11 protein-coding genes and 1 pseudogene are annotated in these 15,483 nt (G+C 71.0%); 6 read left to right on the top strand and 6 right to left on the bottom strand.

What is annotated here, in order from left to right; translation table 11 throughout:
* Positions 1-14: 14 nt before the first annotated feature.
* From V8690_RS16110 to V8690_RS16085, 6 genes are all read right to left on the bottom strand, one after another.
* On the bottom strand, positions 15-1,022 hold the full coding sequence (locus V8690_RS16110) for a LacI family DNA-binding transcriptional regulator (RefSeq protein ID WP_338779503.1): 1,008 nt from the start codon (positions 1,020-1,022) through the stop codon (positions 15-17).
* Positions 1,022-3,271, bottom strand: a complete 2,250-nt coding sequence (yicI, locus tag V8690_RS16105) for an alpha-xylosidase (RefSeq protein WP_338779502.1) — start codon at positions 3,269-3,271, stop codon at positions 1,022-1,024. The genes V8690_RS16110 and yicI overlap by 1 nt, the downstream gene beginning before the upstream one ends.
* Before the next feature lie 10 nt (positions 3,272-3,281).
* Positions 3,282-4,103, bottom strand: a complete 822-nt coding sequence (locus tag V8690_RS16100; RefSeq protein WP_338779501.1) for a carbohydrate ABC transporter permease — start codon at positions 4,101-4,103, stop codon at positions 3,282-3,284.
* On the bottom strand, positions 4,100-5,071 hold the full coding sequence (locus tag V8690_RS16095) for a sugar ABC transporter permease (RefSeq protein WP_338779500.1): 972 nt from the start codon (positions 5,069-5,071) through the stop codon (positions 4,100-4,102). The genes V8690_RS16100 and V8690_RS16095 overlap by 4 nt, the downstream gene beginning before the upstream one ends.
* Positions 5,068-6,360, bottom strand: coding sequence for an extracellular solute-binding protein (locus tag V8690_RS16090; protein ID WP_338779498.1), 1,293 nt, complete (start codon positions 6,358-6,360; stop codon positions 5,068-5,070). The genes V8690_RS16095 and V8690_RS16090 overlap by 4 nt, the downstream gene beginning before the upstream one ends.
* Before the next feature lie 150 nt (positions 6,361-6,510).
* The gene (locus V8690_RS16085; protein ID WP_338779497.1) at positions 6,511-7,719 is read right to left on the bottom strand and encodes an MFS transporter; all 1,209 of its coding nucleotides are present in this window, start codon (positions 7,717-7,719) and stop codon (positions 6,511-6,513) included.
* Positions 7,720-7,935: 216 nt separating this feature from the next.
* On the opposite strand from V8690_RS16085, the gene V8690_RS16080 reads away from it, so the two are divergent.
* The 6 genes and pseudogenes from V8690_RS16080 (at position 7,936) to V8690_RS16055 (ending at position 14,981) form a co-directional block, all read left to right on the top strand.
* Complete coding sequence (locus V8690_RS16080; RefSeq protein WP_338779493.1) at positions 7,936-8,181, top strand: hypothetical protein; 246 nt, start codon at positions 7,936-7,938, stop codon at positions 8,179-8,181.
* Between the two features lie 12 nt (positions 8,182-8,193).
* Positions 8,194-9,069, top strand: a complete 876-nt coding sequence (locus V8690_RS16075; protein ID WP_338779492.1) for a hypothetical protein — start codon at positions 8,194-8,196, stop codon at positions 9,067-9,069.
* A 105-nt stretch (positions 9,070-9,174) separates the two neighbouring features.
* Positions 9,175-10,139 (top strand): annotated as a pseudogene (locus V8690_RS16070) (LysR family transcriptional regulator).
* Positions 10,140-10,306: 167 nt separating this feature from the next.
* Positions 10,307-11,278 (top strand): hypothetical protein, encoded by a 972-nt coding sequence (locus tag V8690_RS16065; protein ID WP_338779491.1) that lies wholly within the window; start codon positions 10,307-10,309, stop codon positions 11,276-11,278.
* A gap of 206 nt (positions 11,279-11,484) precedes the next feature.
* The gene (locus tag V8690_RS16060; RefSeq protein WP_338779489.1) at positions 11,485-13,683 is read left to right on the top strand and encodes a glycosyltransferase; all 2,199 of its coding nucleotides are present in this window, start codon (positions 11,485-11,487) and stop codon (positions 13,681-13,683) included.
* The gene (locus V8690_RS16055; RefSeq protein ID WP_338779487.1) at positions 13,680-14,981 is read left to right on the top strand and encodes an acyltransferase; all 1,302 of its coding nucleotides are present in this window, start codon (positions 13,680-13,682) and stop codon (positions 14,979-14,981) included. Before V8690_RS16060 ends, V8690_RS16055 begins: the two co-directional genes overlap by 4 nt.
* Positions 14,982-15,483 lie beyond the last annotated feature (502 nt).

Raw genomic sequence — 15,483 nt, 5'->3', positions numbered from 1 at the left:
GGTCGTGCGGGACGTCAGGCCGTGCGCGGTGCCGTACTCGCCCGCTCGGTCAGCCGAGGCGGCAGCAACGTGGCCTCCGGTGCGGACTTGCCGCCCAGCTTGTGCATCAGCAGCTCCACCGCCCGCGCACCCACCTCGGCGGACGGCAGGGCGATCGAGGTGACCGGGACGCGGGCCGACGCGGCGAGTTCGTCCGGGCAGACGGCGACGACGGACAGGTCGCCGGGCACCCGCAGCCCGAGCTGCTCGAAGGCGTCGACCAGCGGCTCCAGTAAGGGTTCGTTGTGGACCACGACTCCGGTCAACGCCGGTTGCTCGCGCAGCAGCTGCTCGGCGATCCGCCGGGCTGCGCCGGGGCCGGTCTCGCACGGGTGCACGGCGGAGACGAGCCGGTGCCGGTCGGCGGCCGCGGTGAAGCCCTGCACGAGCCGCTGCGCGAACGCGGTCTGCCGGACGTACACCTCCGGCGGCGAGCCCACCAGCGCCACCACCCGGTGCCCGAGCCGCACCAGATGCTCCACGCACGCCTCGCCCGCCGCCTTGAAGTCGAGGTCGATGCAGGTCAGCCCGTCCGGCTCGGCCGGGAAGCCGATCAGCACCGACGGCCGGTCCAGCGAGCGCAGCAGCGGCAGCCGGGGGTCCTGGAGCTGGACGTCCATCACGATCAGGGCGTCCACCATCGCCGTGTCCGCGACCCTGCGCAGCCCTTCCTCGCCCTCCTCCTGGGTGAGCAGCAGCACGTCGTGGTCGTGGGCGCGGGCCGTGGTGACGGCCGCGACCGCGAACTGCATCACCACCGGTACGTGGATCCCCGCCCGCAGCGGAATCACCAGGGCGAGCACGTTGGACTTGCTGCTGGCCAGGGCCCGGGCGCCGGCGTGCGGGCGGTAGCCCAGCTCGCGGATGGCCGTCTCGACGCGGCGCCGGGTCTCCTCGGAGATCGGGCGCTTGCCGCTCAGCGCGTAGGACACGGTGCTGGGGGAGACCCCGGCGCGCCGTGCCACGTCCGTGATCTTCACCATCAGCCCAGCTCCAGCGTCAGGAACCCGGTCCCGTTCTGCGCCCGCACCTCGCGCTCGCCGGAGGCCAGTCCCCAGGGCGCCGCCGGGTCGCTGCAGGACGCCCGCAGGGTCTCGCCTTCGCGTACGACGGTGAAGGTCACGTCCCCGACCGGCACCGTCACCTGGTCGCCCCGCCTCAGGCCGTACGCCCGCAGGGTCACCCCGTCGGCATGGTCGTAGTCGGGCCGGTCGTCCACCGCGCCCACCGGGATCACCGCGCCCGGCCGGACCAGCAGCGGCACGCTCAGGAAGTCGTGCTGCTCGCGCACCCAGCGCGGCCCGGTCACCGTCCGGCCGGTCAGGAAGTGCGTCCAGGTGCCCTCGGGCACGTAGTACGAGACGTTCCCCTCGTCGGAGAACACCGGCGCCACCAGCAGGTCCGGCCCGAGCATGTACTGCCGCTCCAGGTGGGCGCAGCCCGGGTCGTCCGGGAACTCCAGCACCATCGCCCGCATCATCGGCAGGCCCTCGGCGTGGGCGGTTCGGGCGGCCTCGTACAGGTAGGGCATGAGCCGCAGCTTCAGCCGGGTGAACAGCCGCAGGACGTCCACGGCCTCCTCGTCGAACAGCCACGGGACCCGGTAGGAGGAGCTGCCGTGCAGGCGGCTGTGCGAGGACAGCAGGCCGAAGGCGATCCACCGCTTGAACAGCGCGGGCGTCGGCGTGCCCTCGAAGCCGCCGATGTCGTGGCTCCAGTAGCCGAAACCGGACAGCCCCAGCGACAGGCCACCCCTCAGCGACTCGGCCATCGACTCGTACGTGGCCTCGCAGTCGCCGCCCCAGTGCACGGGGAACTTCTGGCTGCCGGCCGTCGCCGACCGCGCGAACACGACGGCCTCCTCCTCGCCGCGGTGCTTGCGCAGCACGTCGAAGACGGTGCGGTTGTACAGGTACGTGTAGTAGTTGTGCATGCGCTCCGGGTCCGAGCCGTCGGACCAGGCCACGTCGACCGGCACCCGCTCGCCGAAGTCCGTCTTGAAGCAGTCGACGCCCTGCGCGAGCAGCGCCTCCAGCTTCGCGGCGTACCAGTCACGGGCCGCCTGGCTGGTGAAGTCGACCAGCGCCATACCGGGCTGCCACAGGTCCCACTGCCAGACACTGCCGTCCGGCCGCTTCAGCAGATGCCCGAGCGCCTTGCCCTCGGCGAACAGCGGGGAGCGCTGGGCGATGTACGGGTTGATCCACACGCACACCCGCAGGCCCCGCGCGTGCAGCCGCGCCAGCATGCCCTCCGGGTCGGGGAAGACCCGCGGGTCCCACTGGAAGTCGCACCAGTTGAACTCGCGCATCCAGAAACAGTCGAAGTGGAAGACGGACAGGGGGAGTTCACGCTCCCGCATGCCCTCGATGAAGGAGGTGACCGTCTCCTCGTCGTAGGAGGTGGTGAAGGACGTCGACAGCCACAGGCCGAACGACCAGGGCGGCGGGAGCGCCGGACGCCCGGTGAGCTCGGTGAACTTCCGCAGGATCTCCTTCGGGCTCGGCCCGTAGATGACGTAGTACGTCAACTGCTGTGTCTCGGCGCTGAACTGCACCCGTGAGACGACCTCCGAGCCGACCTCGAAGGACACCTTGCCCGGGTGGTCGACGAAGACGCCGTAGCCCGCGTCCGTCAGGTAGAACGGGACGTTCTTGTAGGCCTGCTCGGTGGCCGTGCCGCCGTCGGCGTTCCAGATGTCGACGACCTGGCCGTTCTTGACCAGCGGGCCGAAGCGTTCGCCGAGGCCGTAGACGGACGTGCCGACGCCCAGGTTGAGCTGCTCGCGCAGGTAGTGCCCGCCGGACGCCTCCCGCATGATGCCCATGCCCTTGGTGGAGCTGGAGGTGAGGGTGCGGCCGTGGGCGAGGAAGTCGACGTGCCAGGAGCCGGTGCGGGCCACCCGCACCGACAGCGCGCCGGACGTCAGGGTCGCGTGCTCGTCGTCGTACGCCACCTGCGCCGGGACGTCCTGTGTGGCGACCTCGAACTCCGGTCCGCGCGGCTGCTCGCCGTCGAAGTGGGTGAAGGTGACGCCGATGACGTCGGGCATCGGGGCGTGCGCGCTGATCGTCACGACCGGTCCCTTCAGCAGGTCGCCGCGGTGGCGGATGGGCTGGGTCGGCGCGTGGATCTCCAGCGCGCCGTCCTGCGCGGTGACGTCGAGGACTTCGACCGGATAGGCCGCGGTGATGCCCTCGCGCAGCAGCCAGTAGCCGTCGGTGAACTTCATGTGGGGGTCCTTACTTCACGGCTCCCACGGCGATGCCGCGGGTGAGGGTCCGCTGGAAGACGAGGAAGAAGACGATGGCGGGGAGCACGCCGAGCAGGGCGGCCGCGTTGGTCATGGTGGCGTCCATCAGGCGCTGGCCCTGGAGGACGCCGAGCGCCACCGACACGGTCTGGTTGTCGTTGGAGATCAGCATGACCAGGGGGAGCAGGAACTCGTTCCAGGTCCAGATGAAGAAGAAGACGAGGAGCACGCCGAGGGTGGGGCGGCTGACGGGGACGACGATCCGCCACAGGACCTGCCACTTGCTGGCACCGTCGATGCGGGCGGCCTCGATGATCTCGCGCGGGAACTGGCCCAGCACAGACGACAGCAGGTACGTGCCGAAGGCCGCCTGGATCACCGTGAAGACGATGATCACGCTGAGCCGAGTGTCGTAGAGGCCGACCTCCTTGCTCAGGTAGTAGATCGGGTAGACCAGCGCCTCCTGCGGCAGCATGTTGGCCAGCACGAAGAACGCCAGCACCCAGGTGCGGCCCTTGACGCGGCCGATGCCGATCGCGTACGCGTTGAGGACGGACAGAGCCGCCGCGAAGATCGCCACCGCGCCGCTGATCAGGAGCGAGTTCAGCAGCTTCTGGCCGTAGTCGACGCGTTCCCAGAAGTCCTTCAGGCCGTCCAGGTAGAGGCCGTCGGGCATGCTCAGCGGGCCGCTCTGGGCGTACTCGGCCGGGGACTTGACCGCGTTGACCGCCACGATGAGGAACGGGACGACCATGAAGAGCGCGGCGATGCACAGGGCTGCCAGCACCGGGTAGCGGCGTACGGCGGTCATGCGCGGGTCCCCTCCTCCGCGTCCTCGGCCCGGGTCTGGAGCTTCAGCCCGACCAGGGAGAGGGCGAGGATGATCACGGTCAGCACGGTGGAGATCGCGGCGCCGTAGCCGACCTGGGTCTTCTCGAAGAACGTGGTGAAGGAGAAGTAGGAAGGCACGTTGGTGGCGCCGCCCGGGCCGCCCTTCGTCAGCACGTACACCGCGCCGAACACCTTGAGCGCGGCGATCGTGCACCAGGTGAGCACGACGTACGTCTCCGGGCGGATCTGCGGCAGCGTGATGTGCCAGAAGCGGCGCCACCAGCCGGCGCCGTCCAGCTCGGCCGCCTCGTACAGCTGCGGGTCGACGCGTTGCAGGCCCGCCATGAACACCACCAGCGGGAAGCCGATCTGCACCCAGACCATGACGCCCATGACGCTGTAGAGGGCGAGGTCGGGGTCGCCGAGCCAGTCCTGTTGCCAGGAGCCCAGACCGATCGCCCTCAGGAGTTCGTTGAGGGAGCCGTTGTCGGGGGCGAGGATCCAGCTCCAGACGATGCCGGCGACCGCGATCGGAAGCACCTGGGGGAGGTAGAAGCAGGCCCGCAGCACGGCGGCCGTCTTCGACCCGAAGTGCTTGCCGACGTAGTCGAACAGGGCGGCGGCCAGGACCAGGCCGATCGCCGTCGGCACGAGCGCCATCGCCACGACCATGAACAGGCTGTGCCGGAACGACGCCCAGAACTCGCTGTCGTCCATCAGCTCGCGGTAGTTGGCCAGGCCCGACCAGCTCGGGCTGCCCACGCCCTGCCAGTCGGTGAAGCTCACGCCCGTGTTCATCAGGAACGGCAGGACGATGACGGCGAGGAAGGCGAGGACGCCGGGGAGCAGGAACAGGGCGTAGGAGTCGCGGGGGCGGTGGCGCGGGGGGCCGGCATGGGCCTGCTTGCCGGTCACCCGCCCGCCCCGCTTGTCGACGGCGACCGTCATCGCTTCGGTGCGCCCTTGTCGTACGCCTCCTGCAACGCGTCCAGGTACTCGTCCGGTCGCGCGCTGCCCGTGATCAGCTTCTGCGTCTCGGAGACGAGGACGTCGTAGAAGCCGGGGACCGGCCAGTCGGGGTAGAAAGCCAGGCCGTCCCTCTGGGAGAGCGTGTTGAAGTTCGCGATGAGGGCCTTTGCCCGCGGGTCGGTGATGGCGTTCGGGTCGGCCGCGACCGGGACGCCGCCCTTGTTGCCGAGCAGGTTCTGGATCTTCTTCGACATGGTGATGTCGATGAAGTCGTAGGCGAGCTCCTTGTTCTTGGCGCCCTTCGGGACGACCCAGAGGTTGCCGCCGGAGCCCAGGGTCAGGTTCGAGTCGGGCCACAGGAAGGTGCCCCAGTCGAACTTCGCCTCCGCCGCGACCCGGCCGAACCACCAGCTGCCGGAGAACATGATCGGCGCCTTGCCCTGCATGAAGGAGACGCCGGCGTCCTCCGCCTTGGTGCTCGACGAGGTCTTGGCGATGTAGCCCTTCTTCACCCAGTCGGCGAAGGTTTCGGCGCCGTACGTCCAGGCCGTGTCGTGGAAGTCGGTCTTGCCCTTGTACAGCTCGTAGGCGTCGACCCAGGAGCGGTCCGCCTTCGACAGGGCCAGCTGGTACAGGTACTGCTGGGCCATGTACTCGGCGCCCGCGTTGGCCAGCGGGGTGACGCCCGCGTCGACGAACTTGTCCATCGCGGCGGTCAGGTCGCCCAGCGTCTTCGGCTCGGCGATGCCGTGCTTCTTGAACAGGTCCTTGTTGTAGTAGACCAGCGTGTACTCGGCGTAGTTGGGCACGCCGTACCACTTGCCGGAGCCCATGACCCCGTTGGTGTCGTACACGCTGGTGGTGCGCACACCGGAGCTGAGCTTCTTGTCCCAGCCGCGCTTGGTGGCCTCGGCCGTGAGGTCGGTGAGCAGGCCCTGCTTGGAGAGCAGGCCCGCCGTGGCGTTGCCCTTGTTGTACTCCATGAGGTCCGGGGCGTCGCCGGAGTTGAGGACCATGGGCGCGGTTTTCTGGATCTGTTCGAAGCCCTTCTCCTCGAACTCGACCTTCACGCCCGGGTGCGTCTTCTCGAACTCCTTGATGGCCTCGTTCCAGGCGGCGCCCATCGCGCTGTCCGGGCCCTCGTAGTGCCAGAGCTTCAGGGTCTTGCCGTCGGAGGAGCCGCTGTCCGAGTCACCGCAGGAGGTCACCAGCAGTGCTCCGGCCAGGACCACCGCCGTCGCCACCACACGCCTTCGTGTCGTCAACATCCTGTGCCTCCAGGGGAGCCGGATGGGTAGGTCGCAGCGCCACGCGGGTCGTCGAATCGTTCGATACGCGGCGTCGAAGCGCTTCGACGGGCGAAGGTATGCGCGAGCTTCCAGGCCGTCAATGGGATGCGCGAAAATTGACGAAACGGGTTACGCGGACGTGGTGAAGCGATTCGACGACCCGAACAGAACGAGGGAGAGCACCAGGGCCACGGCGGCGGCCGTCACCGGCACGCCGTACCCGGCCGCCGCCGAGGCGTGCTCCACCGTCCAGCCGCCGATCGCGCTGCCGCAGGCGATGCCGCCGAGCAGGCCCGTCACGGCCAGGGTCATGCCCTCGTTCAGATGGCCCTCGGGGGTGCGCTGCTGGACCAGCGTCATGGTGGTGACCATGGTCGGGGCGGTCGCCATCCCGGCGATCAGCAGCGTGCCGGCGAGCAGCGGGAGCGAGCCGGTCAGGGCCGTCGCGAGCAGTGGCAGCGTCAGCAGGGCCGTCATCGCGGCCACGCACCACGGCAGGCGGGCCCGCGCGGACCCGGCCGGCCGCAGCGCCCCGTACACCAGGCCGGCTGCGCACGAGCCTGCCGCCTGGAGGGCGAGCACCACACCGGCCGCCGCCTTGTGACCCTGTGCGTCCGCGAACGCGATCGTGACGACCTCCGTCGCCCCGAACACCGCGCCCATCGCAAGGCACACGGCCAGCAGCGGCGGGATGCCGGGCGCCCGCAACGGTGAACCGGCCGTCGTCGTACGTCCCCGGGGCGGCGGTTCGGTCGAGCGCTGCGCTGCGAACAGCAGGACGCCCGACATCAGCAGCACCGCGCCGGCCAGCGTGCCCGCCTCCGGGAAGAACGTGCCGCACAGGAAGGCCGCGAGCGCCGGCCCGAGCATGAAGCACAGCTCGTCCGCGGCCTGCTCGAAGGAGTTGGCGGCGTGCAGGGCCTTCGCGTCGCCTTTCAGCAGATACGCCCAGCGGGCGCGGGACATGCCGCCGGTGTTGGGGGTCGTCGCGGTGGCGGCGTACGCCGCGAAGAGGGTCCAGTCGGGGGCGCCGTGGCGCACGCACAGCAGCAGCGCGAGCGAGCCGAGGACGGCGATCACCGTGGCGGGCAGGGCAACCCGGGCCTGGCCGTGCCGGTCGACGAGCCGCGCGGTCCACGGCGCGACCACCGCGGTCGCCGCGAGCCCCGTCGCCGTGACGGCACCGGCGAGGGCGTACGAGCCCCGCGTCCCGGCGATCATGACGACCGCGCTGACGCTGAACATGCCCATCGGCAACCGGGCGATCAGGTTCCCGGCGGTGAACGCACGGGCGCCCGACAGCCCGAAGAGACGGCGGTACGGGGTGAGTTGCGGCATGCCCCCACCGTCGCCCGGAGGTGATCGGGCGGTCCAACACCTGTTCCGTACGGACTCACGCACCTGGGTTGTAGGACAGGCGGGAAATGTTCGCGGCCTGTTTTTCATACAGCGATATGGAGAGTCCTTAATGACACATGGAAAAGATACTCGGCCGGGAAATCCTTCACTCGTTTGCCGCGCATCCGCCGAAGTGGACCGACGGTTAGTCGGTACATGACCGAGGCGACCAGGAAAGACGGTTGGGCGGTAACGCTCGGCCCCTACACCTACATTCCCGCTCCAGCGCACTCGTCGGCCACCGTCAACGGCACGCTCACCAAGGCCGGCTGCCCGGTCGCGCTCCAGGTGACCGAGCCGGTTCTGCGCGATTTCATCGATGCCATGAGCGTGCTGGAAAAGGACCTCGCCCGGCGGTGGATCAGTGCGACGGAATGGCCCGCTTTCGTGCTTGCGGAATAGTCGGATCGCGCTATGTACGACAAAGGAATCGAGGGCACCGGCCGGCACCGGGCTCCGACCAGGGATTATGTGACTCCGCTGACGCCACCGGATCCGACCTGGGACCCGGCGGAGGAACTGGCGTTCATCCTCGAGGAGGCGCTCGGGGAGCAGGAGTCGAGGATTCCCGCCCCCCGGGACACGGCACAGGCCGCCCCCGCCCCCGCCCCCGCGGACCCGGCCCCGGGCGAGCGCATGCAGCGCCTCCAGGACATCACCGAGGAACTGCCGCCCGTACGGGACGTCCCCCGGCGCCACCGCAAGATCCGGGCCAGCAGAGCCCCGGGCGTGCTCCGCACCACCAGTTTCCTCGTCGCCGCCCTGACGGCCGTCATCGCTTCCGCGGTGAGTCTCCTGAGCGGCATGGTCGCCTACGACCCGTTGCGCCTGGTCGCGGTGTCCCCCGCGGAGCGCAGCCTGCGCACCTGGTGGCCCCTGCTGGTGTACGGGCCCTGGCTGGTGGCCTCCCTGTCCGTCCTGCGGGCCGCGCTGCACCAGCGCCGTGCCGTGCACTCCTGGTGCGTGGTGGTGGTCTTCTCGTGCGTCGCCGTGCTGCTGTGTGTCGCCCAGGCACCGAGGACCGTCCTCGGTATCGCGGCTGCCGCCCTGCCCGGGCTGGCGGCGCTGGCGTGCTTCCAGCAGGTCGTCCGCCAGATCACGCTGACGCGTCCGCCCGTGCGTACGGTGCCTCGGCATCGCCTGGGGCAGGTTCCGTCGAGGGAACTTGCCGGTGGGGATGGTCCGGGGGGTGAGGTGACGGGCGCGGGTGCCGGTCCGGGTGCCGGTCCCGTTCCGGGTGAGTGTGTGGGGGAGGGCGGCGAGGAGCCTGGTCGGGTGGCCGGGAGCTGAGGAGGCCGCCGGGGTCCGAGCAGGGCGCCGGAGTCCGAGCGGGTCGCCGAGGACTGAGCGGGTCGCCGGGGGCCGAACGGCAGGCCGTCGCTGTAGGTTCACGGCATGCCCGGCCACCTCGACCCCCGTCTCCTGCGCGCCTTCGTCACCGTCGCCGAGGAACTGCACTTCACCCGTGCCGCGGTGCGTCTGCATACGGCCCAGCAGGCGCTCAGCCGGGACGTGCGGCGGCTGGAGCGGGAGCTGGGCGCCGAGTTGTTCGTACGGACCACGCGGCAGGTGACACTCACGCCCGACGGAGAGCGGCTGCTGCCGTACGCCCGCCGCGTGCTCCAGGCGCAGGAGGAACTGCTCGCCGCCTTCGACCGGGCCCGGCCGCTGCTGGTGGACCTCAACTCCCCGGGCCTGGTCACACCGCGCCGCGTGCTGCATCGGGCGCGTGAACTCGCCCCGCGGCACGAGCTGATGGCCCGCTATGAGAGCGGTCTGACCGGAGCCGCCGGGGAGTTGCTCGCGGGCCGGCTGGACGCGTCGTTCGGACGGTTCGCCGGGCTGGATCCGGCGCTGCGGTCCGGGCTCGACCACCAGCCCGTGCGGTTCGAGCCGATGGCGGTCGTGCTGCCCGGGGACCACCGGCTGGCCTCGCTGGCGGAGGTGCCGCTCGCCGAGCTGGCCGGCGAGACCGTCTACGCGGGGCCGGCAATCCCCGTACGCCGGAGTGGACCGGCCTCGCGCGGCTGCTGTTCGAGGGACGGGGTATCGAGATCGCGCCACCGGCACCGCTCGCCGTCGGGGAGGAGGAGTTCCAGCGGATCATGGCCCGTACGCGCAACCCGGTCCTGACCGTCGTGGGGTTCCCGGCCCCGCCGACGACGGTGTCACGTCCATTGGTCGATCCTGTTCCGCTTTCTCCCGTGTCGCTGGTGTGGCGCAAGGGCTTGACGCACCCCGCGCTCGACGCGCTGCGACGGGCGGCGGCGCGGCTCGCGGCGGAGGCGGGGTGGCTGCGGAGGCCCGCCGAAGGGTGGATTCCGGCCACCGATGATGTCCTCATGGCGTCTCACCGCTGACACGATTCGGCACCCGGTCCGCACACAACTTCCGCATGCGCTACATTCGACGCCTGAGCACAGTGTGGTAATGGGGGCGCTCTGGACGGGTTGGGGACCCGGTCCGGACGACGGGTGCTCAGGTCGTACGCGTACCTGAACCATCCCGTGGGGGGAAGTGCGTGCGAGTGGAACAGTGGCGAGAAGACGCCCAACCCGAATGGCCCGACGCCGTGGCGGCGACCGGTGAGCTGCCCGCTGACGGCAGAGGCCGGGACCGGAGAGCCACGCAGGTCTTCTCCGGCGGCGACGTCCAGGTGACCGGCCGCCGGCTGCCCGGCGGTACGGAGATGCTGCGCGGCATCCCCCGGCAGAGCGAGGGCGAGGCCGACTCGTTCGCCGCGGACTCCGCGCCCCGGACCGCCGCCCGCGACCCCTGGCAGGAGGTCGCCGACCCGGTCGGACACCGCCACGACCCGCACGAGGTCACCGTCCAGCTCGACGCCGTACAGCTCGGGGGCGGGTTCGTACGGCAGGTCGAGGAAGGCATCGGCGTGGGCCCCGCAGCCCCCGCCGACCGGCCCGTCTTCGTCGACGAGTCGGGCCGCCGCAGCCGCCGCTTCCGCCGGATCGGCATGGCCATCGCCCTGTCCTGTGGGGTCTACGCCGTGGTCATCGTCGCCACGCTGCTGTCCGGCAACTCCAACGCGCCCTGGTTGCCCGTACCGGGTCAGCAGGAGGGGGCGCCGGCCGGGCAGGTCGACACCCCGCCGCTGCCCGAGCAGTCGGCCCCGGCCACCGGCACCGGCACCACCGCCCCGGGCAGTGCGCCGACGACCGACGAGGTCACGGCGCCCTCGCCCGGCCTCAGCGCCCTCGAACCGGCCGCCACCGCCGAACCGGGCCGCCCCGGCAAGCAGCCCGTCGGCCCCTCGCCGACCGCGCGCCGAACCACACCGGCCCCGGGCACCGGCGTGACCGCCCCGACCCCGACCGAGCCGGCACACCCGCCGACCACGCCGGCGACCGACCCGACGCCGACGGTCGAGCCCACGCCGGAACCGACCGAGCCCACGGGCGCCGGCGACAGCGGCGGCACCGAAACGGTCGCCGAAGGCCCGCCCGAGACGCCGCCCGTCGCCCAGTCGCCCGCCGCCTAGACCCGGTCGCGGGGACGGCGCCCGCCGCGTCCGCCCTCCAGAAAGATCCCGGGGAAGGGTGCTCCGGCGCCCCGGATCCCAGGCCCCGAGCTCCTGGCCACGCTGGAGCGGTGGGGCCCTGACGCCGTGAGGCCTGCCGACACCGTCCCCGCACCACCCGTCCCCGCAGCACTTCATCCCCGCACCACCCCGGAGTACCACCACTCATGGCATCCCATACCCGCCGTTCCGGGCCCGCGCCCCGAGCCCGTGGCGGCAGCAGGCGACGCCTGCCCCTGCGCCTGCTGCTGCCCCTGCTCGTCCTCGTCGCGCTGATGGCGATGCTCATGCTGCGCGGGTACGTGCACAGCGAGATCCTCGCCGACCACCGGGTCCGGCCGCCCGCCGCCACCGACCAGGTGCCGGAGAAGATCATGCGAGGCGGGCCCGTCATCGACACCCGCAGCGGCCGCACGGAGAGCCTGCGCCTGCCCGACCGCCGCCTGGTCCTCACCTTCGACGACGGCCCGGACCCGGTCTGGACGCCGAAGGTCCTGGACATCCTGAGGAAGCACGAGGCGCACGCGGTCTTCTTCGTCACCGGCACCATGGCCTCGCGCTACCCGGACCTGGTCAGGCGCATGGTCGCGGAAGGCCACGAGGTCGGTCTGCACACCTTCAACCACCCCGACCTGTCCTACCAGTCCAAGAAGCGCATCGACTGGGAGCTGTCCCAGAACCAGCTCGCGATCTCGGGCGCGGCGGGCATCCGCACCTCTCTCTTCCGGCCGCCGTACTCCTCCTTCGCCGACGCCATGGACAACATGTCCTGGCCGGTGACCGAGTACATCGGCGACCGCGGCTACATCACCGTCGTCAACAACACCGACAGCGAGGACTGGCGCAAGCCCGGCGTCGAGGAGATCATCCGCAAGGCCACGCCCAAGGGCGGCAAGGGCGCCATCGTCCTGATGCACGACTCCGGCGGCGACCGCCACCAGACCGTCGAGGCACTGGACCGCATGCTGCCCGACCTGCGCGAGCAGGGATACGAGTTCGCCAATCTCACCGAGGCCCTCGACGCCCCGAGCGCGCACTCCCGGGTCACCGGCCTCGAACACTGGAAGGGCAAGGCGTGGATCTTCCTGGTGCAGGCCTCGGAGCACCTCACCGACGGGCTGGTCGTCGGCCTCGCGATCGTCGGCACCCTCGTCATCGGCCGCTTCGTCCTGATGCTGCTGCTCTCCGGGCTGCATGCACGCAGGGTGCGCCGCCGCGGCTTCAGCTATGGGCCGCCGATCACCGAACCGGTGTCGGTCCTGGTCCCGGCGTACAACGAGGCCAAGTGCATCGAGAACACCGTCCGTTCCCTCGCCGCCAGTGACCACCCCATCGAGGTCCTCGTCATCGACGACGGCTCCTCCGACGGCACGGCACGGATCGTGGAGGCCATGGGCCTGCCCAATGTCCGGGTGGTCCGCCAGCTCAACGCGGGCAAGCCGGCCGCGCTCAACCGCGGTGTGGCCAACGCCCGTTACGACCTGATCGTGATGATGGACGGCGACACGGTCTTCGAACCGTCCACCGTGCGCGAGCTGGTGCAGCCCTTCGGCGACCCGCGCGTGGGCGCGGTGGCGGGCAACGCCAAGGTCGGCAACAAGGACACCCTCATCGGCGCCTGGCAGCACATCGAATACGTGATGGGCTTCAACCTCGACCGCCGGATGTACGACGTGCTGCGCTGCATGCCGACGATCCCCGGCGCGGTCGGAGCCTTCCGCCGCAGCGCGCTGGAACGGGTCGGCGGCATGAGTGACGACACGCTCGCCGAGGACACCGACATCACCATGGCCCTGCACCGCGACGGCTGGCGCGTGGTCTACGCGGAGAAGGCCCGTGCCTGGACCGAGGCGCCCGAGACGGTCCAGCAACTGTGGTCCCAGCGCTACCGCTGGTCGTACGGCACCATGCAGGCCATCTGGAAACACCGCCGGGCGCTGGTGGACAAGGGCGCCTCGGGCCGCTTCGGCCGCGTGGGCCTGCCCCTGGTGTCCCTCTTCATGGTCGTGGCGCCCCTGCTGGCACCGCTGATCGACGTGTTCCTCGTCTACGGCCTCGTGTTCGGCCCGACCCAGAAGACGATCATCGCGTGGCTCGGCGTCCTGGCGATCCAGGCGGTCTGCGCGGCCTATGCCTTCCGACTCGACCGAGAGCGCATGACCCACCTCGTCTCCCTGCCCTTGCAGCAGATCCTCTACCGGCAGCTCATGTATGTCGTCCTGCTCCAGTCCTGGATCACCGCCCTCACCGGCGGCCGGCTGCGCTGGCAGAAGCTGCGGCGCACCGGTGTGGTCGACACGCCCGGGGGCGGCCCCGTGCCGCGCCAGCGGTCCCAGAGCAGCGGCGAGCGGAGGCCGGTGGCATGACCCACGAAAACCCTGTCCCCACGTCATCGGCGGCGTCCGGCATGCCGGGGCCGCCGTCGTACGGCATCCCGCAGCAGCGCACGACGGACCCCGCAGCCGCGGGCGAAACCGCCCCCGACACGGCGCCGCGCCAGGGCGGCGGCCGTGACCGCTACCTGGACCTGCTGCGCTCGATCGCCCTGGTCCGTGTCGTCGTGTACCACCTGTTCGGCTGGGCGTGGCTGACGGTGCTGTTCCCGTCGATGGGCGTGATGTTCGCGCTGGCGGGCGCCCTGATGGCGCGCTCGCTGAACCGCCCCGCGCTCGGGGTGGTCCGGGGCCGGATCCGCCGGCTCCTGCCCCCGCTCTGGGTGTTCAGCGTGGTGGTGCTGGCGATGATGTTCGCGGGCGGCTGGAACCCGCTGAAGGACCCGGACCACGGCGGCACCTGGGGCCTGATCGACCTGTTCAACTACGTCTTCCCCGTCGGTGCCCCGCCCTTCCCCTGGCACCTCGGCGCCAAGTCCGGCCTGCTGGAGGACACCTGGGCGGTGCAGGCGGCCGGTCCGCTGTGGTACCTGCGGGCCTACCTCTGGTTCGTCATCGCCTCCCCGCTGCTGCTGTGGGCGTTCCGCCGGGCACCCTGGCCGACGCTGCTGGCACCCCTGGGCCTCACGGCGGTCGTCGGCACGGGCCTGGTGAAGATCCCCGGCGAGACGGGCAACGCGGTGACCGACTTCGCGGTCTACGGCGGCTGCTGGGTCCTGGGCTTCGCCCACCACGAGGGCCTGCTCAAGCAGATCCCCCGCTACCTGGCGATCTCCTGGGCGGCCCTGCTGATGGCATTCGGCCTGTGGTGGGCCTCGGGCCACCTGGGCCCCGACGGCTGGGACCTGAACGACATCCCACTGGCCCAGGCGGCCTGGTCCTTCGGCTTCGTGGTCATCCTGCTCCAGTACTCCCCGTCCTGGCGCGAACTCCCGGGCCGCCTCGCCAGGTGGGACAAACTCGTGACCCTCTCCAACAACCGCGCGGTCACGATCTACCTCTGGCACAACCTCCTCATCATGGCGACGGTCCCGATCCTCGACCTCCTCTACGAACTGCCGTTCCTCCAGAGCGACAGCGCGGTGTCCGCCCTGGACACCACGTACACGATCTGGATGTTCGTCCTGGTCTGGCCCTTGATCGGCGCGGCGATCCTCGCGTTCGGCTGGGTCGAGGACGTCGCGGCGAAGCGGAAACCCCGGTCGTGGCCGAACAGTGCGCCTCGGGTGAGGTCCCGAGGGAGCCGGAGGCGACCGGCACCCGGCGGCTGAGCGGGGCCGGCATCGGCGAGGACGGACGATGAGCGGCCATCGCCGAAACCGAACCGCTCCCAAGGGACCATCGCGAGCGGCATCCAGCCGAACCCGACGGCGAACACGGCGACGACGGTGGTGACCTGGGCCGGGAGGAGCCACCCCAGCTGGGCGACGAGCAACGCCACGACCGGCAGCCAGACGTCGAACACCAGCACCGCCAGCACCTTGCGCGCCGCGGCTCCCAGGCCGACCCGGGGCGTGTCCTCGTTGCCGCGCGCCATACCGAAGAGGATCACCGGCAGCATCAGCCCGGTCAGCCCGCCGACCCCGATGCCTCCCACCACCGCGGCGTTGTGCCCTTCGTCGGGCACCACGCTCGACAGCGGGGCCGCGCCCACCGCCCTGCCCAGCAGGGCCACGGCCCCGAACGCGCCGAGCGTCGCCGTCGCCAGGACGAGGAGCATTCCCGCTCCGAAGGCGACGGTTCCGGCCAAGGAGCGCTGCGGGCGCCGTGCCT

It is taken from the genome of Streptomyces sp. DG1A-41 (genome assembly GCF_037055355.1).
In the GTDB taxonomy this organism is placed as follows: Bacteria; Actinomycetota; Actinomycetes; order Streptomycetales; family Streptomycetaceae; genus Streptomyces.
The sequence above is the reverse complement of the archived record's forward strand: the minus strand, read 5'-3'. Positions and strand labels throughout refer to the sequence as shown.

What these genes read in the sequence shown, in the direction of transcription:
- V8690_RS16075 (WP_338779492.1), top strand. Translation starts at nt 8,194, where the DNA reads ATGTACGACAAAGGAATCGAGGGCACCGGCCGGCACCGGGCTCCGACC.
- V8690_RS16095 (WP_338779500.1), bottom strand. Translation starts at nt 5,071, where the DNA reads ATGACGGTCGCCGTCGACAAGCGGGGCGGGCGGGTGACCGGCAAGCAG.
- V8690_RS16110 (WP_338779503.1), bottom strand. Translation starts at nt 1,022, where the DNA reads ATGGTGAAGATCACGGACGTGGCACGGCGCGCCGGGGTCTCCCCCAGC.
- V8690_RS16080 (WP_338779493.1), top strand. Translation starts at nt 7,936, where the DNA reads ATGACCGAGGCGACCAGGAAAGACGGTTGGGCGGTAACGCTCGGCCCC.
- V8690_RS16085 (WP_338779497.1), bottom strand. Translation starts at nt 7,719, where the DNA reads ATGCCGCAACTCACCCCGTACCGCCGTCTCTTCGGGCTGTCGGGCGCC.
- yicI (WP_338779502.1), bottom strand. Translation starts at nt 3,271, where the DNA reads ATGAAGTTCACCGACGGCTACTGGCTGCTGCGCGAGGGCATCACCGCG.
- V8690_RS16060 (WP_338779489.1), top strand. Translation starts at nt 11,485, where the DNA reads ATGGCATCCCATACCCGCCGTTCCGGGCCCGCGCCCCGAGCCCGTGGC.
- V8690_RS16100 (WP_338779501.1), bottom strand. Translation starts at nt 4,103, where the DNA reads ATGACCGCCGTACGCCGCTACCCGGTGCTGGCAGCCCTGTGCATCGCC.
- V8690_RS16090 (WP_338779498.1), bottom strand. Translation starts at nt 6,360, where the DNA reads ATGTTGACGACACGAAGGCGTGTGGTGGCGACGGCGGTGGTCCTGGCC.
- V8690_RS16055 (WP_338779487.1), top strand. Translation starts at nt 13,680, where the DNA reads ATGACCCACGAAAACCCTGTCCCCACGTCATCGGCGGCGTCCGGCATG.